The sequence below is a fragment of the Pseudomonas danubii genome (assembly GCF_042980055.1).
GTDB classification, from domain to species: Bacteria; Pseudomonadota; Gammaproteobacteria; order Pseudomonadales; family Pseudomonadaceae; genus Aquipseudomonas; species Aquipseudomonas danubii.
On record NZ_CP116502.1, the window covers coordinates 2552508 to 2578393 of the forward strand.

Sequence of the window (25886 nt, forward strand, 5' to 3'; positions counted from 1 at the left end):
CTTCGCTGAATTGCGAATCTGCCGCATTTTGCGGCAGTTTGTTTATTGCCAGTTGGAATAAGAAAGGACTTCATGAAACGTCTGCTGCTAACTGCGGTTCTCACCGTATTGATGATCGCCGAAGTTCACGCCGAGTCCTTCACTATCTCCGATATCCGCGTCAACGGCCTTCAGCGCGTTTCCGCGGGTAGCGTCTTTGGTGCCTTGCCGTTGAACGTCGGCGAGCAGGCGGACGACCGTCGCCTGGTGGAATCCACTCGTGCGCTGTTCAAAACCGGTTTCTTTCAAGACATCCAACTGGGCCGCGATGGCAACGTCCTGGTCATTACGGTAGTCGAGCGGCCGTCGGTTGCCAGTATCGAGATCGAAGGCAACAAGGCGATCTCCACCGAAGACTTGATGAAGGGCCTGAAACAGTCCGGTCTGGCCGAAGGTGAGATCTTCCAGCGTGCGACACTCGAAGGCGTTCGTAACGAGTTGCAGCGCCAATATGTCGCCCAGGGCCGTTACTCGGCCACCGTTGAGACTGAAGTGGTTCCGCAGCCACGCAACCGTGTCGGCCTGAAGGTTAATATCAACGAAGGTACGGTCGCAGCCATCCAGCACATCAACGTGGTGGGCAACACTGTCTTTCCAGACGAAGACCTGATCGGCCTGTTCGAGCTCAAGACCACCAACTGGCTGTCGTTCTTCAAGAACGACGACAAGTACGCCCGTGAAAAGCTCTCCGGTGACCTGGAGCGTCTGCGTTCCTACTATCTGGACCGTGGCTATATCAATATGGATATTGCTTCGACCCAGGTGTCCATCACCCCGGACAAAAAGCACGTCTACATTACCGTCAACGTCAACGAAGGCGAGAAGTACAGCGTTCGTGACGTGAAGCTCAGCGGCGACCTGAAAGTACCTGAAGACCAGGTCAAGGCACTGTTGCTGGTGGAGAAGGGCCAGGTGTTCTCGCGCAAGCTGATGACCACCACTTCCGAACTGATTACCCGCCGTCTGGGTAACGAGGGCTACACCTTCGCCAACGTCAACGGCGTGCCTCAGCCTCATGATGAAGACCACACCGTGGACATCACCTTCGTGGTAGACCCGGGTAAACGTGCCTACGTCAACCGTATCAACTTCCGTGGCAACACCAAGTCCGAGGACGAAGTGCTGCGTCGCGAAATGCGTCAGATGGAAGGCGGCTGGGCTTCGACCTACCTGATCGACCAGTCCAAGACCCGTCTTGAGCGCCTGGGCTTCTTCAAGGAAGTCAACGTCGAGACACCGGCTGTACCGGGTGTTGATGACCAGGTCGACGTGAACTACGCGGTTGAAGAGCAAGCATCCGGTTCGATCACCGCCAGTGTCGGTTTCGCCCAGAGCGCTGGTCTGATCCTCGGTGGTTCCATTACCCAGAACAACTTCCTGGGTACCGGTAACAAGGTCAGCATCGGTCTGACCCGCAGCGAATACCAGAGCCGCTACAACTTCGGCTACGTTGACCCCTACTGGACCGCCGACGGCGTGAGCCTGGGTTACAACGCTTTCTATCGCACCACTGACTACAAAGACCTCGACGTCGACGTGGCCAGCTATGCGGTGGACAGCCTCGGTGCCGGCGTTAGCGTGGGCTACCCGATCAGTGAGACTTCGCGTCTGACCTTCGGCCTGACCGCGCAGCAGGACAAGATCAAGACCGGCCTGTACACCGTCGATGAAATCTTCGACTTCGTGAACAAACAGGGCGACAGCTACCTCAACTTCAAGGCGTCGGCCGGCTGGTCCGAGTCGACCCTGAACAAAGGTGTGCTGGCCACTCGCGGCCATTCGCAAAGCCTGGTTCTGGAAACCACTACTCCAGGTAGCGACCTGTCGTTCTTCAAGCTCGACTACCGTGGTCAGTTGTTCACTCCGCTGAGTGAGAACTACACCATGCGCTTCCATACCGAACTGGGTTATGGCGACGGCTTTGGTGACACCAAGGGCTTGCCGTTCTACGAGAACTACTATGCTGGTGGTTTCAACTCGGTACGTGGCTTCAAGGACAGTACCCTGGGGCCGCGCAGTACTCCGAGTCGTGGTGCTGGTGTAACCGGTAACGCCGGTACAGCTGCCGACCCAGACCAGGATCCACTGCCATTCGGCGGTAACGTATTGATCCAGGGCGGTGCCGAGTTGCTGTTCCCGCTGCCGTTCGTCAAAGATCAGCGTTCCCTGCGCACTTCGTTGTTCTGGGATGTGGGTAACGTCTTCAACTCTCGCTGTGAAAGCACGTCCAACACCATTGCGGCGTCGAATGTGAAAACGCAGTGCAACGATATCAGCTTGAGCAATCTGGCCAGTTCGGTGGGTGTTGGTGTGACTTGGGTCACTGCTTTGGGGCCATTGAGCTTTGCCCTGGCGATGCCGATCAAGAAACCGGATGACGCTGAAACTCAGGTGTTCCAATTCTCTCTCGGTCAGACTTTCTAATAGTCTACCCAAGATAACGACAATGGATTTTGTAGGAGTGCATCGTGCGTAAGTTGACTCAATTGGTTCTCCTGGCCTCCGTACTGGTCGCGAGCCCGGCGTTTGCCGAAATGAAAATCGCTGTTCTGAACTATCAGATGGCTCTGCTGGAATCAGACGCGGCCAAGAAGTACGCAGTGGATGCCGAGAAGAAATTCGGCCCGCAACTGACCAAGCTGAAGACTCTGGAAAGCAGTGCCAAGGGCATCCAGGATCGCTTGGTTGCGGGTGGCGACAAGATGCAGCAAGGCGAGCGTGAGCGTCTGGAGCTCGAGTTCAAGCAAAAGGCTCGGGACTTCCAGTTCCAGTCCAAGGAACTGAACGAAGCCAAGGCTGTTGCTGACCGTGAAATGCTCAAGCAATTGAAGCCGAAGCTGGACAGCGCCGTTGAAGAAGTCATCAAGAAAGGTGCTTTCGACCTGGTTTTCGAGCGTGGCGCAGTGATCGATGTCAAACCTCAGTACGACATCACCCGCCAAGTTATCGAGCGCATGAATCAGCTGAAGTAAGCCATGACCGCGACCATAAAACTCGGCCAATTGGCCGAGTTCCTCGGCGCCACCTTGCGTGGCGACGCGGAGAAGGAAATCACTGGGCTAGCCACCTTGCAGGAGGCTGGCCCAGCTCAGTTGAGCTTTTTGGCAAATCCGCAATATCGCAAGTACCTGGTGGACTGCCAGGCCGGCGCGGTATTGCTGAAGGCCGCTGATGCCGAGGCTTATGCCGGCGATGCACTGGTGGTGGCTGATCCTTATCTGTCCTACGCCCGTATTTCCCATCTGTTCGATCCCAAGCCCAAGGCGCCAGCGGGTATCCATTCGTCAGCGGTGATTGCCGCCGATGCGCTGGTGCACCCTGAGGCCAGCATTGGCCCGTTTGCAGTGATCGAGTCTGGTGTGCGGATTGCGGCTGGAGTGACCATCGGTGCCCACTGCTTTATCGGCGCTCGCTGCGAAATCGGCGAAGGCGGCTGGCTGGCCCCGCGGGTGACCTTGTACCACGATGTGCGCATTGGTCAGCGTGTGGTCATCCAGTCGGGGGCTGTGCTCGGTGGTGAAGGTTTCGGCTTTGCCAATGAAAAAGGCATCTGGCAGAAGATCGCGCAGATTGGCGGTGTGACCATCGGTGACGATGTGGAAATCGGCGTCAATACGGCGATTGACCGCGGCGCTCTGGCCGATACCGTCATCGGCAACGGTGTGAAGCTGGATAACCAGATTCAGATTGCCCACAACGTCCAGGTCGGCGATCACACGGCGATGGCGGCTTGTGTGGGGATTTCCGGCAGCACCAAGATCGGCAAGCACTGTATGCTCGCCGGCGGTGTGGGTCTGGTAGGGCACATCGAGATTTGTGACAACGTATTCCTCACTGGAATGACCATGGTGACCCACTCGATTACCGAGCCGGGCGCTTACTCTTCCGGTACGGCCATGCAACCTGCTGCCGAGTGGCGCAAAAGCGCGGCACGCATCCGTCAGCTCGATGACCTTGCGCGGCGTTTGCGCCAGTTGGAAAAGCGCGTTGGGGACGTGACCCCTGACGGCAATGCTTCATCAGATGGCTGATACCATTTCCATATCAAGTGTGCACAGCCGCTAGACTGCCTCCTTGATTTGCTAGAGGGGCGTGCGTTAGTCGCGCGCTCCCACTCTTTACTACAGGCTTCCCCCCGAAATGATGGACATCAACGAGATTCGCGAATACTTGCCTCACCGTTACCCTTTCCTGTTGGTGGATCGGGTAGTGGACCTGGATGTCGAGGGCAAGTGCATTCGTGCCTACAAGAATGTCAGCATCAACGAGCCGTTCTTCAATGGCCACTTCCCGGCGCATCCGATCATGCCGGGCGTGTTGATCATCGAGGCCATGGCTCAGGCTGCGGGCATTCTCGGTTTCAAGATGCTCGACGTGAAGCCAGCCGACGGCACCCTTTATTACTTCGTCGGTTCCGACAAGCTGCGCTTCCGTCAGCCAGTACTGCCGGGCGACCAACTGATTCTTGAAGCCAAGTTCATCAGCTGCAAGCGTCAGATCTGGAAGTTCGAGTGCCAGGCGTCGGTAGACGGCAAGCCTGTCTGCTCCGCTGAAATCATCTGTGCGGAACGCAAACTATGAGTTTGATTGACCCTCGCGCAATCATCGATCCGACGGCCATCCTGGCCGACGACGTTGAGGTTGGCCCGTGGTCGATCATCGGCGCTGGTGTGGAAATCGGCGAGGGTACAGTGATCGGGCCCCATGTGATTCTCAAGGGCCCTACCCGGATCGGTAAGCACAACCGCATCTACCAGTTTTCCTCGGTAGGTGAAGACACGCCTGATCTGAAGTACAAAGGCGAGGAAACCCGCCTGGTTATTGGCGACCACAACGTGATCCGCGAAGGCGTGACCATTCACCGTGGCACCGTCCAGGACCGTTCCGAAACCACTCTGGGCGATCACAACCTGATCATGGCCTATGCCCATATCGGCCATGACAGTGTCATTGGCAACCACTGCATCCTGGTCAACAACACTGCGTTGGCCGGGCATGTGCACGTGGATGACTGGGCGATTCTCTCCGGTTTCACCCTGGTGCATCAGTACTGCCATATCGGCGCTCACAGCTTCTCCGGCATGGGCACCGCCATCGGCAAGGATGTGCCGGCATTCGTCACGGTGTTCGGCAACCCTGCCGAAGCCCGCAGCATGAACTTCGAAGGCATGCGCCGTCGTGGCTTCAGCGAAGATGCAATCCATGCACTGCGTCGCGCCTACAAGACGGTCTATCGCCAAGGGCTGACGGTGGATCAGGCCCTAGCCGAACTGGCCGAGCCGGCTGCACAGTTCCCCGAAGTCGCGGTGTTTCGTGACTCGATCCAGTCTTCGACTCGCGGCATCACCCGTTAATCATGAACACTCTGCGTATTGCGCTGGTGGCTGGCGAAGCCTCCGGCGACATTCTCGGCGCCGGTTTGATGCGAGCCTTCAAGGCTCAGCACCCGGCCGTTGAATTCATTGGCGTCGGCGGTCCGCTGATGGAGGCCGAAGGCCTCACTTCCTACTTTCCCATGGAGCGCTTGGCGGTCATGGGGTTGGTGGAGGTGCTTGGGCGGCTGCGTGAGTTGCTGGCTCGACGCAAGAAGCTGATCCAGACCCTGATTGCTGAAAAGCCGGATGTGTTCATCGGGATCGATGCCCCGGATTTCACCCTGAATATCGAACTCAAGTTGCGTCAGGCCGGGATCAAGACGGTGCACTACGTCAGTCCGTCGGTCTGGGCATGGCGGCAGAAGCGGGTACTGAAGATCCGCGAAGGCTGCGATCTGATGCTGACCCTGTTTCCCTTCGAGGCTCGCTTCTATGAAGAGCAGGGTGTACCGGTGAAGTTCGTCGGTCACTCCCTGGCCGATGCCATTCCGCTGCAAGCCGATCGCGCTGCAGCGCGTGCCGAGCTGGGCTTGCCCGATGGTCCGCTGGTGGCCTTGATGCCCGGCAGCCGCGGCGGCGAAGTAGGGCGCCTGGGTGCCTTGTTCCTCGATGCGGCCCAGCGTTTGCGAGCCATGCGCCCCGGCGTGCGCTTCATCATGCCGTGCGCGAGCCCGGAGCGTCGGGTCCAGCTGGAAGAGCTGCTGGCCAGTCGCGACCTGCCGCTGACCTTGCTCGATGGTCAGTCCCACAAGGCCCTGGCCGCTTGTGATGCGGTGCTGATCGCCTCCGGTACCGCGACTCTGGAAGCCTTACTCTACAAGCGGCCGATGGTGGTGGCCTATCGCCTGGCGCCGCTGACCTTCTGGATTCTCAAGCGTATGGTCAAGAGTCCGTATATTTCCTTGCCGAACCTGCTGGCTCAGCGTTTGCTGGTGCCCGAGTTGCTGCAGGACGACGCTACTGCCGAGGCCCTGGCTCAGACGCTGTCGCCGCTGATCGATGGCGGTGAAGAGCAGACCCGTGGCTTTGACGAGATCCACCGAACCTTGCGCCGTGATGCGTCCAACCAGGCCGCGCAAGCGGTGCTTGGGTTGATCGGCAAAACCCTGTGAGTAATTCAAAGATGCAGATGGGCCTGGATTTCACCCTGGTGGCCGATGCTGAGGACCTGGTGGCCGGTGTCGACGAAGTTGGCCGTGGCCCGTTGTGCGGGGCGGTTGTCACTGCTGCGGTTATTCTTGATCCGCAACGGCCGATTCTCGGCCTCAACGACTCGAAGAAACTCACTGAGGCCCGTCGCGAGAAGCTGTTCGATGAAATCTGTGAGAAGGCCCTGAGCTGGTGCATTGCTCGGGCTGAAGTCGAAGAGATCGACGAGCTGAACATCCTCCACGCCACCATGCTGGCGATGCAGCGAGCGGTGGAAGGCCTGAGCGTGACGCCTAAGCTGGCGATGATCGACGGCAACCGTTGCCCGAAGCTGGCGATGCCGGCCGAGGCGGTGGTCAAGGGCGATAGCAAGGTTCCGGCAATCGCTGCAGCGTCGATTCTAGCCAAGGTCAGCCGCGACCGGGAAATGGCCGCTTTCGAGCTGATCTACCCGGGTTACGGTATCGGTGGCCACAAGGGTTATCCGACCCCAGTGCACCTGGAGGCCCTGGCCCGCCTGGGGCCGACGCCGATTCACCGGCGTTCCTTCGCCCCGGTACGGCAGGCCTATGAAGCCCGTGAGGCGCAGGGCGAGATTCAGTCCTGAGGCTGATGTTTTAGTCGAGGCCCGGTACAATCCGGGCCTTGTTGTTTTCGCGCTTATTACAGGATCACTATGCCGGCTTCATTCGTTCACCTGCGCCTGCACACTGAATACTCCCTGGTCGACGGTCTGGTGCGGATCAAGCCGCTGGTCAAGGCTCTCACCGGCATGGGCATGCCTGCGGTGGCGGTCACCGACCAGAACAACATGTGTTCCCTGGTCAAGTTCTACAAAAACAGCATGGGTGCGGGGATCAAGCCGATCTGCGGCGCCGACCTCTGGCTGTCGAACAAGGACCCGGATAACCCCCTGAGCCGCATCAGCCTGCTGGTGATGAACGCCGTGGGTTACCGCAACCTGACCGAGCTGATTTCCCGCGGCTTCATCGATGGTCAGCGCAATGGCCAGATCATCATCGAGCGCGAGTGGGTAGCAGAGGCCGCAGAAGGCCTGATCATGCTCTCGGCGGCCAAGGAGGGCGAGATTGGCATGGCGCTGATCGCCGGTGACCTGGAGGTCGCCGAAACCCTGGCCCGGGAGTGGATGGCGGTGTTCCCGGACCGTTTCTACCTGGAAGTGCAGCGCACCAACCGGCCCAATGATGAAGAGCAACTGCACGCTGCCGTGGCCCTGGCCGACAAGATCGGTGCGCCGCTGGTGGCCACCAACGATGTGCGCTTTATCAAGCAGGAAGACTTCGAAGCCCACGAAACCCGAGTCTGCATCGGTGAAGGTCGGGCCCTGGACGATCCGCGCCGTTCGAAGAACTACAGCGATCAGCAGTACCTGAAAAGCGCCGAGGAAATGGCCGAGCTGTTCAGCGACCTGCCCGAGGCGCTGGAAAACACGGTCGAGATCGCCAAGCGCTGCAATATCGAAGTCAAGCTGGGCAAGCACTTCCTGCCCGACTACCCCATTCCTGATGGCATGACCATCGATGAGTATTTCCGCAAGGTTTCCTTCGACGGGCTGGAAGAGCGCCTCAGCGTGCTGCTGCCCAAGGACACCACCGAGGACTATGAAGCCAAGCGCCAGGTCTACGTCGACCGGCTGAATTTCGAGCTGGATATCATCATCCAGATGGGATTCCCCGGTTACTTCCTGATCGTTATGGACTTTATCCAGTGGGCCAAGAGCAACGGCGTGCCGGTGGGTCCGGGCCGTGGCTCGGGTGCCGGTTCTCTGGTGGCCTACGTGCAGAAGATCACCGACCTCGACCCGCTGGAATACGACCTGCTGTTCGAACGTTTCCTTAACCCGGAACGGGTTTCCATGCCCGACTTCGACGTTGACTTCTGCATGGACGGTCGCGACCGGGTGATCGATTACGTGGCCGAGAAGTACGGCCGCAACGCGGTAAGCCAGATCATCACTTTCGGTTCCATGGCGGCCAAGGCGGTGGTTCGCGACGTGGCGCGGGTTCAGGGCAAGTCCTATGGCCTGGCCGACCGTCTGTCGAAGATGATCCCCTTCGAAGTCGGCATGACCCTGGAAAAAGCCTACGAGCAGGAAGAGATCCTGCGGGACTTCATCAAGGTCGATGAAGAAGCGGCGGAAATCTGGGAAATGGCGCGCAAGCTTGAAGGCGTGGTGCGTAACGTCGGTAAACACGCCGGTGGTGTGGTGATCGCGCCGACCAAGCTCACCGACTTCTCGCCGATCTACTGCGACGAAGAAGGCGGCGGCCTGGTGACCCAGTTCGACAAGGATGACGTCGAGGCTGCTGGCCTGGTGAAGTTCGACTTCCTCGGTCTGCGGACCTTGACCATTATCGATTGGGCGCTGAAAACCATTAACCGCGACCGCGCCAAGGTCGGCGAGGAACCGCTGGATATCGCCTTTATCCCGCTGGACGACAAGCCGACCTATAGCCTGTTGCAGAAAGCTGAAACCACTGCGGTATTCCAGCTTGAATCCCGGGGCATGAAGGAGCTGATCAAGAAGCTCAAGCCCGACTGCCTGGAAGACTTGATTGCACTGGTGGCCCTGTTCCGTCCGGGGCCGCTGCAATCGGGCATGGTGGATGACTTCATCAACCGTAAGCACGGTCGCGCCGAACTGGCCTACCCGCACCCCGACTATCAGTACGATGGCCTGCGCCCGGTTCTGGCGCCGACCTACGGCATCATCCTGTATCAGGAACAGGTGATGCAGATTGCCCAGGTCATGGCCGGTTACACCCTCGGTGGTGCAGACATGCTGCGTCGGGCCATGGGTAAGAAAAAGCCCGAGGAAATGGCCAAACAGCGTGGCGGTTTCATTGAGGGTTGCGCCAGCAACAACATCGATGCGGACCTGGCGGGCAACATCTTCGACCTGGTGGAAAAATTCGCCGGTTACGGTTTCAACAAATCTCACTCCGCGGCCTACGGCCTGGTGTCTTACCAGACCGCCTGGCTCAAGGCTCACTACCCGGCGCCATTCATGGCGGCGGTACTGTCTGCGGATATGCACAACACCGACAAGGTCGTGACCTTGATCGAGGAAGTGCGGACCATGAAACTGCGCCTCGATGCGCCAGACGTGAACACTTCCGAATTCAAGTTCACGGTGAACGATGAAGGTCGTATCGTTTATGGCCTTGGCGCTATCAAAGGGGTGGGCGAGGGACCGGTGGAAGCCATCACCGAAGCCCGTGCTGAGGGGCCGTTCAAGGACCTGTTCGATTTCTGTGCCCGGGTCGACCTCAAGCGCATTAACAAGCGGACCCTGGATGGTCTGATTCGCAGTGGTGCCCTGGACCGTCTCGGCCCGCACTTCTTCGACGAGCCCAAGGCCTACCAGGCCAACATCGACCAGAACCGCGCGGTACTGCTGGCAGCCATGGAAGAGGCGATCAAGGCGGCGGAGCAAACTGCTCGTACCCACGACAGCGGCCACGCCGACCTGTTTGGCGGGGTGTTCGTCGATGAGGACGCGGATGTCTACGCCAACCATCGCAAGGCCAAGGAGCTGACCCTCAAGGAGCGCCTTAAAGGCGAGAAAGATACCCTCGGCCTGTACCTGACCGGGCACCCGATTGATGAGTATGAAGGCGAGATCCGCCGCTTCGCCCGTCAGCGCATCATTGACCTGAAACCGGCCCGGGATACCCAGACGGTGGCGGGCATGATCATTGCCCTGCGGGTGATGAAGAACAAAAAGGGCGACAAGATGGGTTTCATCACCCTCGACGACCGTTCGGGGCGGATCGAGGCCTCCTTGTTTGCCGATGCCTTCCATTCGGCCCAGTCGCTGTTGCAGACCGACGCCATGGTGGTGGTGGAAGGCGAGGTGAGCAACGACGACTTCTCCGGCGGACTGCGTTTGCGGGTCAAGCGGGTGATGAGCATGGAAGACGCGCGGACCAACCTGGCGGAAAGCCTGCGCCTGAAAGTCCATACCGATGCCCTCAAGGGCGATCAGCTACGCTGGCTGGGGGACTTGTTCAAACGTCACCGCGGTGCGTGCCCGATCACCATGGAGTACACCCGTAACGACGCCAAGGCCTTGCTGCAGTTTGGCGAGAGCTGGCGGATCGACCCGGCAGACAGCTTGATTCAAGCCCTGCGTGACCAGTTCGGGCGAGACAACGTCTTCCTCCAATACCGTTGACGGTGAGGTGCCATCATTGCGCCTCATCGCCACATGAATTTTTAATCTCGACCTCAACGCGTCCGTCCCTTAAGGTAGGGCGCGAATAGACAACCGGCCGGCCCAAGCCCCCTTGGACGTCGAGCCCAGACGGACGCCTATGAACCCGAATTTTCTTGATTTCGAACAGCCGATCGCCGACCTGCAAGCCAAGATCGAAGAGTTGCGCTTGGTCGGTAATGACAATTCGCTGAATATCGGCGATGAGATTTCCCGCCTGCAGGACAAGAGCAATACCCTGACCGAAGACATCTTCGGCAAGCTCACCAGCTGGCAGATCGCACGTCTGGCGCGGCACCCGCGTCGTCCGTACACCCTGGATTACATCCAGCACATCTTCACCGAGTTCGACGAGCTGCATGGCGATCGCCACTTCTCTGACGACGCCGCGATCGTCGGCGGCGTTGCTCGCCTTGACGAGCAGCCGGTGATGATCATCGGTCATCAGAAAGGCCGTGAAGTGCGTGAGAAGGTACGCCGCAACTTCGGCATGCCGCGTCCGGAAGGCTACCGCAAGGCCTGCCGCCTGATGGAAATGGCCGAGCGCTTCAAGATGCCGATCCTGACCTTCATCGACACCCCGGGCGCCTACCCGGGCATCGACGCTGAAGAGCGCAACCAGAGCGAGGCGATTGCCTGGAACCTGCGGGTCATGGCACGCCTGAAGACCCCGATCATCGCCACCGTGATCGGTGAGGGTGGTTCCGGCGGCGCATTGGCCATCGGTGTCTGCGACCAGTTGAACATGCTGCAATATTCCACTTATGCGGTGATCTCGCCGGAAGGCTGCGCCTCGATCCTGTGGAAAACCTCGGAAAAGGCCGCCGATGCAGCCGAGGCCATGGGCATCACCGCCGAGCGTCTGAAAGGCCTGGGCATTGTCGACAAGGTCATCAGCGAGCCGCTGGGTGGCGCCCATCGTGATCCAGCCGCCGCGGCTGCCTCGATCCGTGCCGAACTCAGCTCGCAGCTGGCAATGCTCAAGGAAATGGATAACGACACCCTGCTGGCCCGTCGTTATGACCGCCTGATGAGCTACGGTCTCTGATCGAGCACTGTTCCCCCTTGTAGGGGTACGCTTGCTCGCGACCCAGGCGCCGCAATCGATCAGATTGCGGCGTCGTCCTTTCTCGAGCACATGCTCCTGCGGGGCTTGAAGCTTCATGAACTCTCTCTCCGCCAAACTCCTAAAAAGCCTGGCGCCCTGGCGTGAAGCCGCTCATTGGCGCATCGCTTTCTCCGGTGGACTTGATTCCACTGTCCTGCTGCATCTCCTTGTCGATCTGGCGCATCAACATGGCCTTCCACGGCTCACGGCTGTGCATGTTCATCATGGGCTGCAAGCGGCGGCGGATGCTTGGCCGGCCCACTGTCAGGCGATCTGTGCTGCCCTGGGTGTGCCGTTGCAGGTGATTCATGTCCAGGTGCGGGCCGGTTCCAGTCTCGAAGGGGCTGCCCGGGAGGCGCGTTATGGGGCATTCGAGCGCTTGACCGCAGCCAATGAGTTGCTGCTGACAGCGCAGCATCGTGATGATCAGGCCGAAACCCTGTTGTTTCGACTGTTGCGCGGTGCTGGCGTCAGGGGGCTATCGGCAATGCCGGAAAGCCGACCTTTGGGCGCAGGGCACCTGATGCGGCCTTTGCTTGGCGTGTCCCGTGCCGAACTTGAACGTTACGCCGCCGAGCATTGCCTGAGCTGGGTCCAGGACCCTTCAAATGCCGATCATCAATATTCGCGCAATTATCTGCGGCATCAGGTGATGCCGTCGTTGATTGCTCGCTGGCCTCAGGCCGCGACCAGCATAAGTCGCAGCGCCGCCCACCTGAGAGAAGCACAGGGGCTGCTCGATGAACTGGCGATGATGGATCTGGCGACAGCCGAGGGGGAGAGCGACTTTCCCTGGCTGGACTTGCCGTCACTGGCCCTTGCTCCTCTGCAGCAGTTGTCCCCGGCCCGGCAGCGCAATGCCTTGAGCCACTGGCTGAGCAAACTTGGCCGTTTGCCGGATACCGATCATTGGACCGGCTGGGAAAACCTGCGGGATGCCGGCGCCGAGGCGCGCCCGCAATGGCGTCTGGCCGACGGCGAAGTGCATCGCGCGGGAGGGCGAATCTGGTGGCTGTCTGGTGCCTGGTTGCAGCAGGTGAAAAGCGGGATCGAATGGCAGGATCCGGGCAGTCCGTTGCAGTTGCCGAACAATGGCCAGGTGTTTTTCGTCGGCTCGGTGCCCCAGGGCCCGTTGCACATCCGTTATCGGCAGGGTGGGGAAGTCATGCAAGTGGCCGGACGTGGTCATCGTGACCTGAAGCGTCTGCTCAACGAGGCCGGACTACCGAGCTTCGTCCGTGGCAGATTGCCGCTGCTGTACCAGGATGAGCGGTTGCTGGCAGTGGCAAACCTGCCGGCGCTTGCGGCAAATCCCCAGGCAGGCTGGCAATTGTATTGGCGACCACTGACCAGCGATCAAGGTTTGAGCTGAAAGGGGCTTTCCGGTAGACTACGCTCCCTTCTTGATACAACTTCTGTGGATTCGCCTGAATTGCAGGAGTTGCCGATTACCAAGCAGTCTTTGCTGGGCGATTCCAAAAAATGTGTAGCGAGCAACCTACCGGTGTTTTTGCATCCGGTCTGTCACCACGCGGCGGTTTTTTTGAAAGGTGCACTGTGATTAATGCAGGTGATCGGGGGCTTCGGCCTTCCTTCGCTTTCCCCGGCGGCACTGACCGCTTTAACGCAGACTTCTAGGGTTTTTCATGACGCGCTACATATTCGTCACGGGCGGTGTTGTTTCTTCATTGGGGAAAGGCATTGCCTCGGCTTCATTGGCGGCCATCCTGGAGGCGCGGGGGCTTAAGGTCACCATGCTCAAGCTGGACCCGTACATCAACGTCGACCCGGGCACCATGAGCCCGTTCCAGCACGGTGAAGTGTTCGTCACCCACGACGGCGCCGAGACCGACCTGGACCTGGGCCACTATGAGCGGTTCATCCGCACCACCATGACCCAGAACAACAACTTCACCACCGGCCGCGTGTACGAGCACGTGCTGCGCAAGGAGCGCCGTGGTGATTACCTGGGCGCCACCATCCAGGTGATTCCGCACATCACCGACGAGATCAAGCGTCGCATCATCAAGGGCGCCGGCGATGCCGACGTGGCCCTGGTGGAAATCGGCGGTACTGTGGGCGACATCGAGTCGCAACCGTTCCTCGAAGCCATCCGCCAACTGCGGGTCGAAGTCGGCTCCAAGCGCGCGATGCTGATGCACCTGACCCTGGTTCCGTACATCGCCACCGCTGGCGAGACCAAGACCAAGCCGACCCAACACTCGGTGAAGGAACTGCGCTCCATCGGTCTGCAGCCTGACGTGCTGATCTGCCGCTCCGACCATCCGGTGGATGTGTCCTCGCGTCGCAAGATCGCGCTGTTCACCAACGTTGAAGAGCGTGCGGTGATCTCCCTGGAAGACGTCGACACCATCTACAAGATCCCGGCCGTACTGCACGCCCAGGGTCTGGACGATTTCGTCGTCGAGCGTTTCGGCCTGCAATGCAACGGCGCCGATCTGTCCGAGTGGGAAAAGGTGGTAGACGCCAAGCTCAACCCTGAGCATGAAGTCACCATCGCCATGGTCGGCAAGTACATGGAACTGCTGGATGCCTACAAGTCGCTGATCGAAGCGATGAGTCACGCCGGCATCACCAACCGCACCAAGGTCAACCTGCGCTATATCGATTCCGAAGACATCGAGAACCAAGGCACCGCGCTGCTGGAAGGCGTTGATGCGATCCTGGTCCCGGGCGGTTTCGGCCTGCGTGGCGTGGAAGGCAAGATCACTGCAGTGCAATACGCTCGCGAGAACAAGGTGCCGTACCTGGGTATCTGCCTGGGCATGCAAGTGGCGGTCATCGAGTTCGCCCGTAACGTCATGGGCTGGAAAGATGCCAACTCCACCGAATTCGATCGCACCAGCGGTCACCCGGTCGTCGGTCTGATCACCGAATGGGAAGACGCCACCGGCGCTGTCGAAGTGCGTAACGAAGCGTCCGATCTGGGTGGCACCATGCGTCTGGGCGCCCAGGAATGCTTGCTGGAAGCGGGCTCCAAGGTCCACGACTGCTACGCCAAGGACGTGATCATCGAGCGTCACCGTCACCGTTACGAAGTGAACAACAAGCTGCTGCCACAGCTGATCGAGGCTGGCCTGAAGATCTCTGGTCGCTCGGGCGACGGCGCGCTGGTTGAAGTGGTCGAAGCTGCGGATCATCCATGGTTCGTCGCTTGCCAGTTCCACCCTGAGTTCACCTCGACGCCACGTGACGGTCACCCACTGTTCAGCGGTTTCGTCAAAGCAGCATTGGCTCAACACCAGAAGAAGGCTTGAACCTGATGGCGCAGAAGATCATCCGCGTAGGCAACATCGAGATCGCCAACGACAAGCCGATGGTGCTGTTCGGCGGCATGAACGTGCTGGAAAGCCGCGACATGGCGATGCAGGTCTGTGAAGAGTACGTACGGGTTACCGAGAAGCTCGGTATTCCGTACGTGTTCAAGGCCAGCTTCGACAAGGCCAACCGTTCGTCGGTGACTTCTTATCGTGGTCCTGGCCTTGAAGAGGGCATGCGGATTTTCGAAGACGTGAAGCAGGCCTTCGGCGTGCCGATCATCACCGATGTCCATGAGCCGGCCCAGGCCGCCGTGGTCGCCGAAGTCTGCGACATCATCCAGTTGCCGGCGTTTCTCTCGCGGCAGACCGACCTGGTGGTGGCCATGGCCAAGACCGGCGCGGTGATCAACATCAAGAAGGCCCAGTTTCTCGCGCCTCAGGAAATGAAACACATCCTGAGCAAGTGCGAAGAGGCGGGTAATGATCAGTTGATCCTCTGCGAACGCGGTTCCAGCTTCGGTTACAACAACCTGGTGGTGGACATGCTCGGCTTTGGCATCATGAAGCAGTTCGAGTACCCGGTGTTCTTTGACGTGACCCATGCCCTGCAGATGCCGGGCGGTCGCGCCGACTCCGCGGGTGGTCGTCGGGCTCAGGTCACCGACTTGGCCAAGGCCGGCATGAGCCAGTCCCTGGCCGGCCTGTTCCTGGAAGCCCACCCGGATCCTGACAACGCCAAGTGCGACGGCCCTTGTGCTTTGCGCCTGGACAAGCTTGAGCCGTTCCTGGCTCAGCTCAAGGCTCTGGACGAGCTGGTCAAGAGTTTCCCCACGGTAGAAACCGCGTAAAACCGGCGACTTCCTCTGTAGGAGCCGGCTGGCCGGCGAAGGTGTCCTCGCGGGCCCGTTCGCCAGCCAGCCGGCTCCTACAAGAATGCAATTTGACCCACAAGTTATAAATCGAGCGGTACTCAGCGTTTTCGTCAACTTTGGAGTGTTTACAACAATGGCAAAAATCGTCGACATCAAAGGTCGTGAAGTTCTCGACTCCCGTGGCAACCCCACTGTCGAAGCGGACGTGCTTCTCGACAACGGCATCATCGGCAGTGCTTGCGCGCCGTCCGGTGCCTCCACCGGCTCGCGCGAAGCGCTGGAGCTGCGTGATGGCGACAAGAGCCGTTACCTGGGCAAGGGCGTGCTCAAGGCGGTAGCCAACATCAACGGTCCGATCCGCGACCTGTTGCTGGGTAAAGACCCGATCGACCAGAAAGCGCTGGATCAGGCGATGATCAAGCTCGACGGTACCGAGAACAAGGCCACCCTGGGCGCCAACGCCATCCTCGCCGTGTCCCTGGCCGCGGCCAAGGCTGCCGCCCAGGACCAGGACCTGCCGCTGTACGCTCACATCGCCAACCTCAACGGTACTCCAGGCGTCTACTCGATGCCGGTTCCGATGATGAACATCATCAACGGTGGCGAGCACGCCGATAACAACGTCGACATTCAGGAGTTCATGGTGCAGCCGGTTGGCGCCAAGTCCTTCTCGGAAGGTCTGCGCATGGGCACCGAGATTTTCCATCACCTCAAAGCCGTGCTGAAGGCCCGTGGCCTGAACACCGCTGTGGGCGATGAAGGTGGTTTTGCGCCCAACCTGGCTTCCAACGAAGATGCACTGAAAGTCATCTCCGAGGCCGTGGCCAATGCCGGTTACACCCTGGGCACCGACGTGACCCTGGCTCTGGACTGCGCCGCCAGCGAGTTCTACGAAGACGGTAAGTACAACCTGTCCGGCGAAGGCCAGGTGTTCACCGCCGAAGGTTTTGCCGAGTACCTCAAAGGCCTGACTCAGCGCTACCCGATCATCTCCATCGAAGACGGCCTGGACGAGTCCGACTGGGCTGGCTGGAAGATCCTCACCGACAAGATCGGCGACAAGGTGCAACTGGTCGGTGACGACCTGTTCGTGACCAACACCAAGATCCTGAAAGAAGGCATCGACAAGAAGATCGCCAACTCGATTCTGATCAAGTTCAACCAGATCGGCACCCTGACCGAAACCCTGGAAGCCATTCAGATGGCCAAGGCTGCCGGTTACACCGCCGTGATTTCGCACCGTTCCGGCGAAACCGAAGACTCGACCATCGCCGACCTGGCTGTGGGCACCTCGGCTGGCCAGATCAAGACCGGCTCCCTGTGCCGTTCCGACCGCGTATCCAAGTACAACCAATTGCTGCGTATCGAAGAGCAATTGAACGGCAAGGCCAAGTACAACGGTCGCAGCGAGTTTCGCGGCTAAGCCGTAGATGGTAAAAAGACACCGGATTGTGTCGGGAAAATCGCTACAGCGAGTTTTTTGCCACTAATCTGATGCCTTAAGAGCACGAAGCCTGGTTCTTCCAGGCTTCGTGCTATCAGTAGGTCCGAAGTTGTTGGCATGGCTGTCTTTTTTCACTGGATACCCGATATTCGATGCGCAGTCCCAATTGGTTGTTCCTGGTCTTGCTCTTGCTGCTGGCTGGCTTGCAGTACCGCCTGTGGGTGGGGAGCGGCAGCTTGGCCCAGGTAGCTGACCTGACTCAGCAGATTGCCGACCAGCACGCTGAAAACGAGCGTTTGCTGGAGCGAAATCGTGTACTCGATGCGGAAGTCATGGAACTGAAGAAGGGCATGGAGACCGTTGAAGAACGGGCTCGCCACGAGTTGGGCATGGTCAAGGAGGGTGAAACCCTCTACCAGTTGGCCCAATGAGCGATAGATTGCCGGCCTTCTGGGCCGTGATTCCTGCCGCGGGCGTCGGTGCCCGCATGGCCGCGGATCGTCCCAAGCAGTACCTGCAACTGGGCGGACGCACAATTCTCGAACACAGCCTCGGCTGTTTCCTCGACCATCCTGGCCTCAAGGGGCTGGTGGTCAGCCTGGCGCTGGACGATCCTTACTGGCCAACCCTGGCCTGTGCCCATGACTCGCGGATTCAGCGGGTCGAAGGCGGCGTTGAGCGTTCCGGGTCGGTACTCAATGCCTTGCTTCATCTGCATGCTCAGGGCGCGGCCGATGAGGATTGGGTTCTGGTTCACGATGCCGCACGCCCCAATCTTTCCCGAGATGACCTGGACAAGCTGCTGAGTGAATTGGCGCATGACCCGGTGGGCGGGCTGCTGGCGGTGCCGGCCCGGGACACCCTGAAGCGGATCGACAAGCACGGAAGGGTTTTGGAAACCGTGGATCGCAGCCTGATCTGGCAAGCCTACACACCGCAGATGTTCCGTCTTGGCGCGCTGCACCGCGCCTTGGCCGACAGCCTGGTGGCCGATGTGGCGATCACCGATGAGGCTTCGGCCATGGAATGGGCCGGGCAGGCGCCACGCCTGATCGAAGGCCGTTCCGACAACCTCAAGGTCACTCGCCCCGAGGATCTTGAGTGGCTGCGCCAGCGTTGGTCCAATCGGCGCTGATCGCGGGCGGGCGCTGAACCTTGTAGCCGCTGCCGCAGGCTGCGAACGACTCCGAAGGAGGCGCCGCTCCTGAAACCCCGAAGGCCTTGTGGGCCTTGTCGCAGCCTGCGGCAGCGGCTACACATCGCGGTATTCCGGACGTTCGGCCAAGCCGTGCTTGAGATAATCCACCAGCTTGCGCACTTTCGGCGACAGATGCCGTTGCTGTGGATAGAGCGCCCAGACTGCGGTGTTGGGCGGCTGGTGAGCTTCCAGCAAGGAAACCAGCGTACCGTCCTGCAGGTGCTCCAGAACGTAGTAGTCCGGCAGTTGGCAGAGTCCGACGCCTTGTAACGCCGCGTCCAGCACTGCCTGTCCGCTGTTGCAGCGCCAGTTGCCCTGCACCCTTTGCGAAAATTCGCGCCCGTCGACCTCCAACTGCCAGATATCCGAGCTGCCGATCAGACAGTTGTGCCGGCTCAATTCCGAAAGGCTGTGAGGGCGGCCATAGCGTTCCAGATAGGACGGCGATGCACATAGGTACATGCGGCGTGGTGCCAGGCGAGTGGCGACCAGGCGTGAGTCCTGCAGGCGTCCCAGGCGAATGGCCAGGTCGAGCCCCTCGTGCACCAGGTCCAGGGGACGATTGCTCAATTCGATGTCCACCCGCAATTGCGGGTAGAGGCCCATGAAACGCGTGACCAGCGGCACGATAAAACGCTCGCCATAGGCCACTGCGCAAGTCATGCGCAGCATGCCCTTGGGCTCACTGGTCAGGTCCCCCACGGCTCGCAACGCTTCCTCGCGCCCGTCCTGCAAGCGTTGGCAATGCTGGAGAAAGGTCTGCCCGGCCTCGGTCAGGGTGACGCGGCGGGTACTGCGATACAGCAGGCGGGTCTGCAAGCGCTCTTCCAGGCGCACCACCTGGCGGCTGATATGAGATGAGGACACCCCCAAGCGTTCCGCAGCGGCAGTGAACTGGCTGCATTCGGCGACTGCGACAAATTCGTCGATGCCTTCCCAACGGTTTTCGCTCATTGATTATCCCTGCATGGCAATAATGTTTTGCTTTTGCCTGGATTATTCATCGCCTTGCGCTGTTTTACACTCACTGCCTCGTTTTTATTCGCTGGAGAGTCAGGATGATCAAGTCACGTGCTGCCGTAGCCTTCGAGGCCAAGAAGCCCCTGGAAATCGTCGAAGTGGATGTTGCCATGCCCAAGGCCGGCGAAGTGCTGTTGCGGGTTGTCGCTTCCGGCGTCTGCCACACCGACGCCTACACCCTGTCCGGTGCTGACCCGGAAGGTATCTTTCCGGCGATCCTCGGCCATGAAGGTGGTGCAGTGGTGGAAGCGGTGGGCGAGGGCGTGACCTCGGTGGCCGTCGGCGATCATGTGATCCCGCTCTACACCCCGGAATGTGGCAAGTGCAAATTCTGTCTGTCGGGCAAGACCAACCTCTGTCAGGCCATTCGCGCTACCCAGGGCAAAGGCCTGATGCCTGATGGTACTACCCGTTTTTCCTACAAGGGTCAGCCCATTTTCCACTATATGGGTACCTCGACATTCTCCGAGTACACCGTTCTGCCGGAAATCTCCGTGGCCAAGATTCCCAAGGACGCGCCTCTGGAGAAGGTCTGCCTGCTGGGTTGCGGCGTGACCACAGGCATTGGCGCGGTGATCAACACCGCCAAGGTCAAGGCCGGTGATACCGTGGCTATCTTCGGCCTGGGCGGCATTGGTCTGTCGGCGGTAATCGGTGCGGTCAAGGCCAAGGCCGGGCGCATTATTGCTATCGATATCAATCCGGCCAAGTTCGAGATCGCCAAGCAACTGGGCGCCACCGATTGCGTCAACCCCAAGGATTTCGACCGTCCGATCCAGGAGGTCATCGTCGACATGACCGACGGCGGCGTGGATTTCTCCTTCGAATGCATCGGCAACGTGCAACTGATGCGCGCCGCGCTGGAATGCTGCCACAAGGGCTGGGGCGAATCGGTGATCATCGGTGTGGCCGGTGCCGGCCAGGAAATTTCGACCCGTCCCTTCCAGCTGGTGACTGGCCGCGTTTGGCGCGGTTCGGCATTCGGTGGCGTGCGTGGTCGCAGCGAGCTGCCAAGCTACGTGGAAATGTCCCAGACCGGCGAAATCCCGCTGGATACCTTCATTACTCACACCATGGGCCTGGAAGATATCAACAAGGCTTTCGACCTGATGCACGAAGGCAAGAGCATTCGTTCGGTCATTCATTTCTAAGAGTAGCGGCAAGCGGCAAGCCACAAGCACCAAGAAGGGATTCCCACTTGCGGCTCGTAGCTTGCGGCTTGTGGCTGGAGGTCTGCCATGAGTCTGGAAAACCTTTCCTGCCAGAAGAGCTTCGGCGGCTGGCACAAACGCTATAAGCATCATTCCCAGGTGTTGGGCTGTGACATGGTGTTCGCCGTGTACTTGCCGCCCCAGGCGGAGCAGGGGGGCAAGCTGCCGGTGCTTTACTGGTTGTCCGGCCTGACCTGCACCGACGAGAACTTCATGCAAAAGGCCGGCGCCCAGCGCCTGGCGGCGGAACTGGGCCTGATCATCGTCGCTCCGGACACCAGCCCTCGCGGCGCAGGCGTGCCCGGTGACCCGGAGGGCGCTTGGGACTTTGGCCTGGGCGCGGGGTTCTATCTGAACGCGACACAGGAGCCCTGGGCCCAGCATTATCGGATGCATGACTATGTGGTGAACGAACTGCCGGAGTTGGTGGAGGCGCACTTTCCCGCGTCGCAGAAACGTGGGATCAGCGGCCACTCCATGGGCGGTCATGGGGCGTTGGTCTGCGCGTTGCGTAATCCCGGTCGCTATCAGTCGGTTTCGGCGTTCGCTCCTATCAGTAATCCCATGGATTGTCCTTGGGGGCAGAAAGCGTTTTCCCGGTATCTGGGGGAAGAGCGCTCACGCTGGCGCGAGTGGGATGCCAGCGTATTGATCGCCGAGGCCACGCAGAAGCTGCCGTTGCTAGTGGATCAGGGGGATCGCGACGATTTCCTCGCCGGCCAGCTCAAGCCTGAAGTTCTGCAGCAAGCGGCAAAGAATGCCGGGCATGAGCTGACGCTGCGCATGCAGCCCGGTTATGACCACAGCTACTTCTTTATCGCCAGCTTTATAGACGATCACTTGCAGCACCATGCACGTGCTCTTAACGCCTAATACCCGCCAAAGCAGGTAGAATCACGCCCTGACTTTTTCGGGGCGTTTTTTTATGCGTATTGGCCACGGCTACGATGTGCACCGTTTCGCTGAGGGCGACTTCATTACTTTGGGCGGTGTGCGTATCGCCCATCATTCTGGGTTGCTCGCCCACTCCGACGGTGATGTGTTGTTGCACGCACTCAGTGATGCCCTGCTGGGCGCCGCGGCGCTGGGGGATATCGGCAAGCATTTTCCGGACACCGATCCGCAGTTCAAAGGTGCCGACAGCCGCGTCCTGCTGCGTCATGTTGTCGCGCTGATCCATGCCAAAGGCTGGAAGGTCGGCAACGTCGACAACACCATCGTCGCCCAGGCCCCAAAAATGGCGCCTCATATTGAAACCATGCGGGCCTTGATTGCCGAGGACCTGCAAGTCGAACTGGATCAAGTGAACGTGAAGGCCACCACCACCGAAAAACTCGGTTTCGTCGGTCGCGAGGAAGGTATCGCGGTGCACTCCGTGGCCTTGTTGCTGCGCCCATGAATGAACTGCAACTGTTGGGCCCGCGGGCCTATGGCGATGCCCTGGGCAGTGCGGTGCTCAAGGCCACTGCCGAAGATTTCCAGGTCGATGAAGTGCTCGATATCCCGCTGAGCGGTGAAGGCGAGCACCTGTGGCTGTGGGTGGAAAAGCGTGGCTTGAATACCGAAGAGGCCGCGCGGCGGATTGCCAAGGCCGCCGGAGTGTCGTTGCGCACCGTGAGCTACGCCGGGCTCAAGGATCGCCAGGCGCTGACTCGCCAATGGTTCAGTGTGCAACTGCCGGGCAAGGCTGATCCGGATCTTGGCGCGGCGGAAAACCACACCCTGAAAATCCTCAAGGCCACCCGCCACAAGCGCAAGCTACAGCGTGGAGCCCATGCGGCCAACGGTTTTACCCTGCGTCTGACAGAGCTTACGGCGGACCATTCGGCCATTGATGAGCGTTTGCGGCAGATTGCCCAGTTTGGGATTCCCAACTATTTTGGCGCCCAGCGTTTTGGCCACGACGGCGGCAATCTAGTGGATGCCCGCGGCTGGGCCGCGCGCCAGGCACTACCAGAGCAGCGCAATGTGCGTTCGCGGTTGTTGTCTACGGCCCGCAGCTACTTGTTCAACCAGGTGCTGGCAGCACGGGTGGCGAACGGTAGTTGGCAGCAGGCGCAGATAGGTGACCTGCTGGCGTTTACCGACAGTCGCAGCTTTTTCATGGCCGGGCCTGATGAATGCTCGGACCCACGCCTGGCGATTCTCGACCTGCACCCCACCGGTCCGCTGTGGGGGGAGGGTGTTTCTCCGGCGGGCGGTGTATCCCATGAGCTTGAGCAACAGATTGCCGGTCGTGAGGCGGCACTGTGCGATTGGCTGATTAAAGCCGGCATGAGCCACGAACGACGCATCCTGCGGCTGCCCATTGGCGGTTTGACGTGGCATTATCCCGAGCCTGACATTCTGCAACTGGAATTCGTCCTGCCGGCCGGGTGTTTCGCCACCGCATTGGTGCGTGAACTCGTCGATCTGGTGCCGGTGGGGCAGACGGACAGCTCATGCGTATTCTGATTTCTAACGATGATGGGGTAACTGCACCCGGTATCGCCGCGCTGCATGCTGCGTTGGCGGATTACGCCGAGTGTGTGGTTATCGCACCGGATCAAGACAAAAGCGGCGCCAGCAGTTCGCTGACGCTCGACCGTCCGTTGCATCCGCATACCCTCGGCAATGGTTTCATCAGTATCAATGGCACACCGACCGACTGCGTTCACCTGGGGCTTAACGGCCTGTTGGAGCATGAGCCGGACATGGTGGTGTCGGGAATCAACCTGGGGGCCAACCTCGGTGATGACGTGCTGTATTCCGGAACCGTCGCCGCTGCGCTTGAAGGACGTTTCCTGCAGCGCCCGGCGATTGCCTTTTCGCTGGTGTCGAGGCAGGTAGAAAACCTCGCCACTGCTGCCCATTTCGCGCGCAAGCTGGTACAGGCTCAGGGCTTGCTGGATTTGCCACCACGGACGGTGTTGAACGTGAATATTCCCAACCTCCCGCTTGATCATATCCGTGGCATACAGCTGACCCGGTTGGGCCATCGCGCGCGCGCAGCGGCGCCCATGAAGGTCGTCGATCCCCGTGGCAAGTCGGGTTACTGGATTGCCGCCGCAGGGGACGCCGAAGATGGCGGTCCGGGTACTGACTTCCATGCTGTCATGCAAGGTTATGTGTCGATCACGCCGTTGCAGCTCGATCGCACCTTCAATGAGGCGTTCAGGAGTCTGGATGGTTGGTTGGAGGGGCTGCGCTGATGGCTCGTGAGCAGGACGATTTGCTACGACGGGGAATAGGCATGACTTCCCAGCGAACCCGCGAGCGCCTGATCCAACGGCTTTACGATGAGGGCCTGTCCAATCCCCAGGTATTGGAAGTCATTCGTCGTACACCACGGCATCTGTTCGTTGATGAAGCTCTGGCGCACCGTGCCTATGAAGACACAGCGCTGCCCATCGGCCATAACCAGACGATTTCCCAGCCTTATATGGTGGCTCGCATGAGCGAGTTGCTGTTGGCGGCAGGCCCGCTGGACAAAGTGCTGGAGATCGGTACCGGTTCTGGCTACCAGACGGCAGTACTGTCGCAGTTGGTTGAGCGGGTGTTTTCGGTGGAGCGGATCAAGGTCCTGCAGGATCGGGCCAAGGAGCGTCTGCAGGAATTGAACCTGCGTAATGTGGTGTTCCGCTGGGGCGATGGTTGGGAGGGCTGGCCAGCGTTGGCGCCTTACAACGGCATCATCGTCACCGCCGTGGCTACCGATATTCCTCAGGCACTGCTTGATCAACTGGCGCCTGGTGGGCGCCTGGTCATTCCAGTGGGAGCCGGAGAAGTACAGCAGTTGATGCTGATCATTCGTGAAGAACATGGCTTTGCCCGACATGTCCTGGGGGCGGTGCGGTTTGTGCCGTTGCTCAATGGGCCACTGGCCTGAGCATTTATCGCCGCCTGGGTGAATTCTGTTTGCCGGGTTGTGTCTTAGTGCCGTATTGATCGGCAATGAGTGGGACGGCGATCAATGGCAACCTCTTGTGACTGTGTGTTGCGCTTTGCCAGCCGTAAAGCGCCTGCCTCCAGTTATACTTGCGTCATTTCATGCCTGAGCCAGGCAATTAATATCGTCAACCACCATAAAGGGAGCGGCGGGTGAGTCTCACAGTCATTGCGCAGCGTATGGGTATAACAAGCTTTCAGCGACTGATGATTGGCCTTGTCTTGAGTTCCTTGTTGGTCGGTTGCTCCAGCACCAAGTCCAGCAGTGTGGGTGTGGTTGAACGCAGTAATAATGCGGCGCCTCAGCGTCCAACTGTGACCACGGGACAATATGTAGTACGTCGCGGGGATACGCTGTTCTCCATCGCGTTTCGCTACGGCTGGGATTACAAGGCGTTGGCTGCTCGTAACAATATTGCCGAGCCCTATACCATCCATCCTGGGCAAACCATTCGTTTTGATGGTCGCACGGGTGTTGCGCCGACAACTGTGGTTACCAGCACCCAGTCTGGTGCATCGTCCTCCAGCAAGACCACGGTTATTCGTCGTCCGGCGGGGGCAACGACAGCCACCGCAACGGGCACTTCTACAGCTACTGTAAGCAAGCCGGCGCCCGCTCCGGTTACGCCTGCAGGCCCCGCTCCGACGGGCTGGGGCTGGCCTTCCAACGGTGTTCTGATTGGAAAATTCTCTTCAAACGGTAGTTTGAATAAAGGCATTGATATCGCCGGGGATTTGGGACAGCCTGTTTTAGCTGCGTCTGATGGGACGGTGGTTTACGCCGGGAGTGGCTTAAGGGGCTACGGCGAATTAGTCATCATCAAACACAACGAAACCTACGTCAGTGCTTACGGCCACAACCGCAAGCTATTGGTTCGGGAGGGACAGCAGGTCAAAGTCGGACAGACAATTGCCGAGATGGGATCAACTGGTACAGACCGGGTGAAACTGCACTTTGAGATTCGCCGACAAGGTAAACCTGTAGATCCGCTGCAATTCCTGCCACGTCGTTGATCCGTTACCAG

23 protein-coding genes are annotated in these 25886 nt (G+C 59.6%); 22 read left to right on the forward strand and 1 reads right to left on the reverse strand.

Annotation, left to right across the window (positions count from 1 at the left end):
- Nucleotides 1-72: 72 nt before the first annotated feature.
- The 15 genes from bamA (at nucleotide 73) to ispD (ending at nucleotide 18640) form a co-directional block, all read left to right on the forward strand.
- A complete protein-coding gene (gene bamA / locus PFZ56_RS11750) occupies nucleotides 73-2463 on the forward strand; it encodes an outer membrane protein assembly factor BamA (RefSeq protein WP_102861372.1) in 2391 nt (796 codons plus the stop codon).
- Between the two features lie 44 nt (nucleotides 2464-2507).
- Nucleotides 2508-3011 carry an OmpH family outer membrane protein gene (locus PFZ56_RS11755; protein ID WP_102861373.1) on the forward strand — a complete coding sequence of 168 codons (504 nt, stop codon included), beginning with the start codon at nucleotides 2508-2510 and terminating at the stop codon, nucleotides 3009-3011.
- A 3-nt stretch (nucleotides 3012-3014) separates the two neighbouring features.
- On the forward strand, nucleotides 3015-4070 hold the full coding sequence (gene lpxD / locus PFZ56_RS11760; protein ID WP_170001079.1) for a UDP-3-O-(3-hydroxymyristoyl)glucosamine N-acyltransferase: 1056 nt from the start codon (nucleotides 3015-3017) through the stop codon (nucleotides 4068-4070).
- 109 nt (nucleotides 4071-4179) lie between these two features.
- On the forward strand, nucleotides 4180-4620 hold the full coding sequence (gene fabZ / locus PFZ56_RS11765) for a 3-hydroxyacyl-ACP dehydratase FabZ (RefSeq protein WP_007924058.1): 441 nt from the start codon (nucleotides 4180-4182) through the stop codon (nucleotides 4618-4620).
- Entirely contained in the window at nucleotides 4617-5393 is a 777-nt protein-coding gene (gene lpxA, locus PFZ56_RS11770) for an acyl-ACP--UDP-N-acetylglucosamine O-acyltransferase (protein WP_102861375.1), read from the forward strand. Before fabZ ends, lpxA begins: the two co-directional genes overlap by 4 nt.
- A 2-nt stretch (nucleotides 5394-5395) precedes the next feature.
- Complete coding sequence (gene lpxB, locus PFZ56_RS11775; protein ID WP_102861376.1) at nucleotides 5396-6526, forward strand: lipid-A-disaccharide synthase; 1131 nt, start codon at nucleotides 5396-5398, stop codon at nucleotides 6524-6526.
- Nucleotides 6527-6537: 11 nt separating this feature from the next.
- Nucleotides 6538-7170 carry a ribonuclease HII gene (rnhB, locus tag PFZ56_RS11780; protein WP_102861377.1) on the forward strand — a complete coding sequence of 211 codons (633 nt, stop codon included), beginning with the start codon at nucleotides 6538-6540 and terminating at the stop codon, nucleotides 7168-7170.
- Between the two features lie 69 nt (nucleotides 7171-7239).
- Nucleotides 7240-10761, forward strand: a complete 3522-nt coding sequence (gene dnaE / locus PFZ56_RS11785; RefSeq protein ID WP_170001078.1) for a DNA polymerase III subunit alpha — start codon at nucleotides 7240-7242, stop codon at nucleotides 10759-10761.
- Between the two features lie 139 nt (nucleotides 10762-10900).
- Nucleotides 10901-11848 (forward strand): acetyl-CoA carboxylase carboxyltransferase subunit alpha, encoded by a 948-nt coding sequence (locus PFZ56_RS11790; RefSeq protein WP_016964689.1) that lies wholly within the window; start codon nucleotides 10901-10903, stop codon nucleotides 11846-11848.
- Between the two features lie 115 nt (nucleotides 11849-11963).
- Entirely contained in the window at nucleotides 11964-13280 is a 1317-nt protein-coding gene (tilS, locus tag PFZ56_RS11795; RefSeq protein ID WP_170001077.1) for a tRNA lysidine(34) synthetase TilS, read from the forward strand.
- A gap of 274 nt (nucleotides 13281-13554) precedes the next feature.
- Nucleotides 13555-15186, forward strand: a complete 1632-nt coding sequence (locus tag PFZ56_RS11800) for a CTP synthase (protein ID WP_102878557.1) — start codon at nucleotides 13555-13557, stop codon at nucleotides 15184-15186.
- Nucleotides 15187-15191: 5 nt separating this feature from the next.
- Nucleotides 15192-16037, forward strand: a complete 846-nt coding sequence (gene kdsA / locus PFZ56_RS11805) for a 3-deoxy-8-phosphooctulonate synthase (RefSeq protein ID WP_011059542.1) — start codon at nucleotides 15192-15194, stop codon at nucleotides 16035-16037.
- A 157-nt stretch (nucleotides 16038-16194) separates the two neighbouring features.
- Complete coding sequence (gene eno / locus PFZ56_RS11810; protein ID WP_102878558.1) at nucleotides 16195-17484, forward strand: phosphopyruvate hydratase; 1290 nt, start codon at nucleotides 16195-16197, stop codon at nucleotides 17482-17484.
- A 173-nt stretch (nucleotides 17485-17657) separates the two neighbouring features.
- Nucleotides 17658-17936, forward strand: coding sequence for a cell division protein FtsB (ftsB, locus tag PFZ56_RS11815; protein WP_102861382.1), 279 nt, complete (start codon nucleotides 17658-17660; stop codon nucleotides 17934-17936).
- Nucleotides 17933-18640: a 2-C-methyl-D-erythritol 4-phosphate cytidylyltransferase gene (ispD, locus tag PFZ56_RS11820; RefSeq protein WP_170001076.1), complete on the forward strand. Its 708-nt coding sequence runs from the start codon at nucleotides 17933-17935 to the stop codon at nucleotides 18638-18640. The genes ftsB and ispD overlap by 4 nt, the downstream gene beginning before the upstream one ends.
- A 117-nt stretch (nucleotides 18641-18757) precedes the next feature.
- Here ispD and PFZ56_RS11825 read toward each other — a convergent pair whose 3' ends face one another.
- Nucleotides 18758-19657 (reverse strand): LysR substrate-binding domain-containing protein, encoded by a 900-nt coding sequence (locus PFZ56_RS11825; RefSeq protein WP_170001075.1) that lies wholly within the window; start codon nucleotides 19655-19657, stop codon nucleotides 18758-18760.
- A gap of 104 nt (nucleotides 19658-19761) precedes the next feature.
- On the opposite strand from PFZ56_RS11825, the gene PFZ56_RS11830 reads away from it, so the two are divergent.
- The 7 genes from PFZ56_RS11830 to PFZ56_RS11860 all read left to right on the forward strand — a co-directional run bounded on the left by PFZ56_RS11830 (nucleotide 19762) and on the right by PFZ56_RS11860 (nucleotide 25875).
- Nucleotides 19762-20874, forward strand: a complete 1113-nt coding sequence (locus PFZ56_RS11830; RefSeq protein WP_102861385.1) for an S-(hydroxymethyl)glutathione dehydrogenase/class III alcohol dehydrogenase — start codon at nucleotides 19762-19764, stop codon at nucleotides 20872-20874.
- A gap of 87 nt (nucleotides 20875-20961) precedes the next feature.
- Nucleotides 20962-21807, forward strand: a complete 846-nt coding sequence (gene fghA / locus PFZ56_RS11835; protein ID WP_110596486.1) for an S-formylglutathione hydrolase — start codon at nucleotides 20962-20964, stop codon at nucleotides 21805-21807.
- Nucleotides 21808-21859: 52 nt separating this feature from the next.
- Complete coding sequence (gene ispF / locus PFZ56_RS11840) at nucleotides 21860-22333, forward strand: 2-C-methyl-D-erythritol 2,4-cyclodiphosphate synthase (RefSeq protein WP_102878561.1); 474 nt, start codon at nucleotides 21860-21862, stop codon at nucleotides 22331-22333.
- On the forward strand, nucleotides 22330-23388 hold the full coding sequence (gene truD / locus PFZ56_RS11845; RefSeq protein WP_170001074.1) for a tRNA pseudouridine(13) synthase TruD: 1059 nt from the start codon (nucleotides 22330-22332) through the stop codon (nucleotides 23386-23388). Before ispF ends, truD begins: the two co-directional genes overlap by 4 nt.
- A complete protein-coding gene (gene surE, locus PFZ56_RS11850; RefSeq protein WP_102861388.1) occupies nucleotides 23376-24125 on the forward strand; it encodes a 5'/3'-nucleotidase SurE in 750 nt (249 codons plus the stop codon). The genes truD and surE overlap by 13 nt, the downstream gene beginning before the upstream one ends.
- A 41-nt stretch (nucleotides 24126-24166) precedes the next feature.
- On the forward strand, nucleotides 24167-24802 hold the full coding sequence (locus PFZ56_RS11855) for a protein-L-isoaspartate(D-aspartate) O-methyltransferase (RefSeq protein ID WP_170001073.1): 636 nt from the start codon (nucleotides 24167-24169) through the stop codon (nucleotides 24800-24802).
- Nucleotides 24803-25014: 212 nt separating this feature from the next.
- Nucleotides 25015-25875 carry a peptidoglycan DD-metalloendopeptidase family protein gene (locus PFZ56_RS11860; protein WP_170001072.1) on the forward strand — a complete coding sequence of 287 codons (861 nt, stop codon included), beginning with the start codon at nucleotides 25015-25017 and terminating at the stop codon, nucleotides 25873-25875.
- Nucleotides 25876-25886 lie beyond the last annotated feature (11 nt).

Excerpts from the sequence above, each read along its gene's own strand:
- lpxB (WP_102861376.1), top strand. The coding sequence starts at position 5,396 with ATGAACACTCTGCGTATTGCGCTGGTGGCTGGCGAAGCCTCCGGCGAC.
- PFZ56_RS11830 (WP_102861385.1), top strand. The coding sequence starts at position 19,762 with ATGATCAAGTCACGTGCTGCCGTAGCCTTCGAGGCCAAGAAGCCCCTG.
- fghA (WP_110596486.1), top strand. The coding sequence starts at position 20,962 with ATGAGTCTGGAAAACCTTTCCTGCCAGAAGAGCTTCGGCGGCTGGCAC.
- eno (WP_102878558.1), top strand. The coding sequence starts at position 16,195 with ATGGCAAAAATCGTCGACATCAAAGGTCGTGAAGTTCTCGACTCCCGT.
- kdsA (WP_011059542.1), top strand. The coding sequence starts at position 15,192 with ATGGCGCAGAAGATCATCCGCGTAGGCAACATCGAGATCGCCAACGAC.
- fabZ (WP_007924058.1), top strand. The coding sequence starts at position 4,180 with ATGATGGACATCAACGAGATTCGCGAATACTTGCCTCACCGTTACCCT.
- PFZ56_RS11790 (WP_016964689.1), top strand. The coding sequence starts at position 10,901 with ATGAACCCGAATTTTCTTGATTTCGAACAGCCGATCGCCGACCTGCAA.
- rnhB (WP_102861377.1), top strand. The coding sequence starts at position 6,538 with ATGCAGATGGGCCTGGATTTCACCCTGGTGGCCGATGCTGAGGACCTG.
- ispF (WP_102878561.1), top strand. The coding sequence starts at position 21,860 with ATGCGTATTGGCCACGGCTACGATGTGCACCGTTTCGCTGAGGGCGAC.
- tilS (WP_170001077.1), top strand. The coding sequence starts at position 11,964 with ATGAACTCTCTCTCCGCCAAACTCCTAAAAAGCCTGGCGCCCTGGCGT.
- lpxA (WP_102861375.1), top strand. The coding sequence starts at position 4,617 with ATGAGTTTGATTGACCCTCGCGCAATCATCGATCCGACGGCCATCCTG.
- truD (WP_170001074.1), top strand. The coding sequence starts at position 22,330 with ATGAATGAACTGCAACTGTTGGGCCCGCGGGCCTATGGCGATGCCCTG.
- PFZ56_RS11800 (WP_102878557.1), top strand. The coding sequence starts at position 13,555 with ATGACGCGCTACATATTCGTCACGGGCGGTGTTGTTTCTTCATTGGGG.
- ftsB (WP_102861382.1), top strand. The coding sequence starts at position 17,658 with ATGCGCAGTCCCAATTGGTTGTTCCTGGTCTTGCTCTTGCTGCTGGCT.
- lpxD (WP_170001079.1), top strand. The coding sequence starts at position 3,015 with ATGACCGCGACCATAAAACTCGGCCAATTGGCCGAGTTCCTCGGCGCC.
- PFZ56_RS11855 (WP_170001073.1), top strand. The coding sequence starts at position 24,167 with ATGACTTCCCAGCGAACCCGCGAGCGCCTGATCCAACGGCTTTACGAT.
- bamA (WP_102861372.1), top strand. The coding sequence starts at position 73 with ATGAAACGTCTGCTGCTAACTGCGGTTCTCACCGTATTGATGATCGCC.
- ispD (WP_170001076.1), top strand. The coding sequence starts at position 17,933 with ATGAGCGATAGATTGCCGGCCTTCTGGGCCGTGATTCCTGCCGCGGGC.
- dnaE (WP_170001078.1), top strand. The coding sequence starts at position 7,240 with ATGCCGGCTTCATTCGTTCACCTGCGCCTGCACACTGAATACTCCCTG.
- PFZ56_RS11825 (WP_170001075.1), bottom strand. The coding sequence starts at position 19,657 with ATGAGCGAAAACCGTTGGGAAGGCATCGACGAATTTGTCGCAGTCGCC.
- surE (WP_102861388.1), top strand. The coding sequence starts at position 23,376 with ATGCGTATTCTGATTTCTAACGATGATGGGGTAACTGCACCCGGTATC.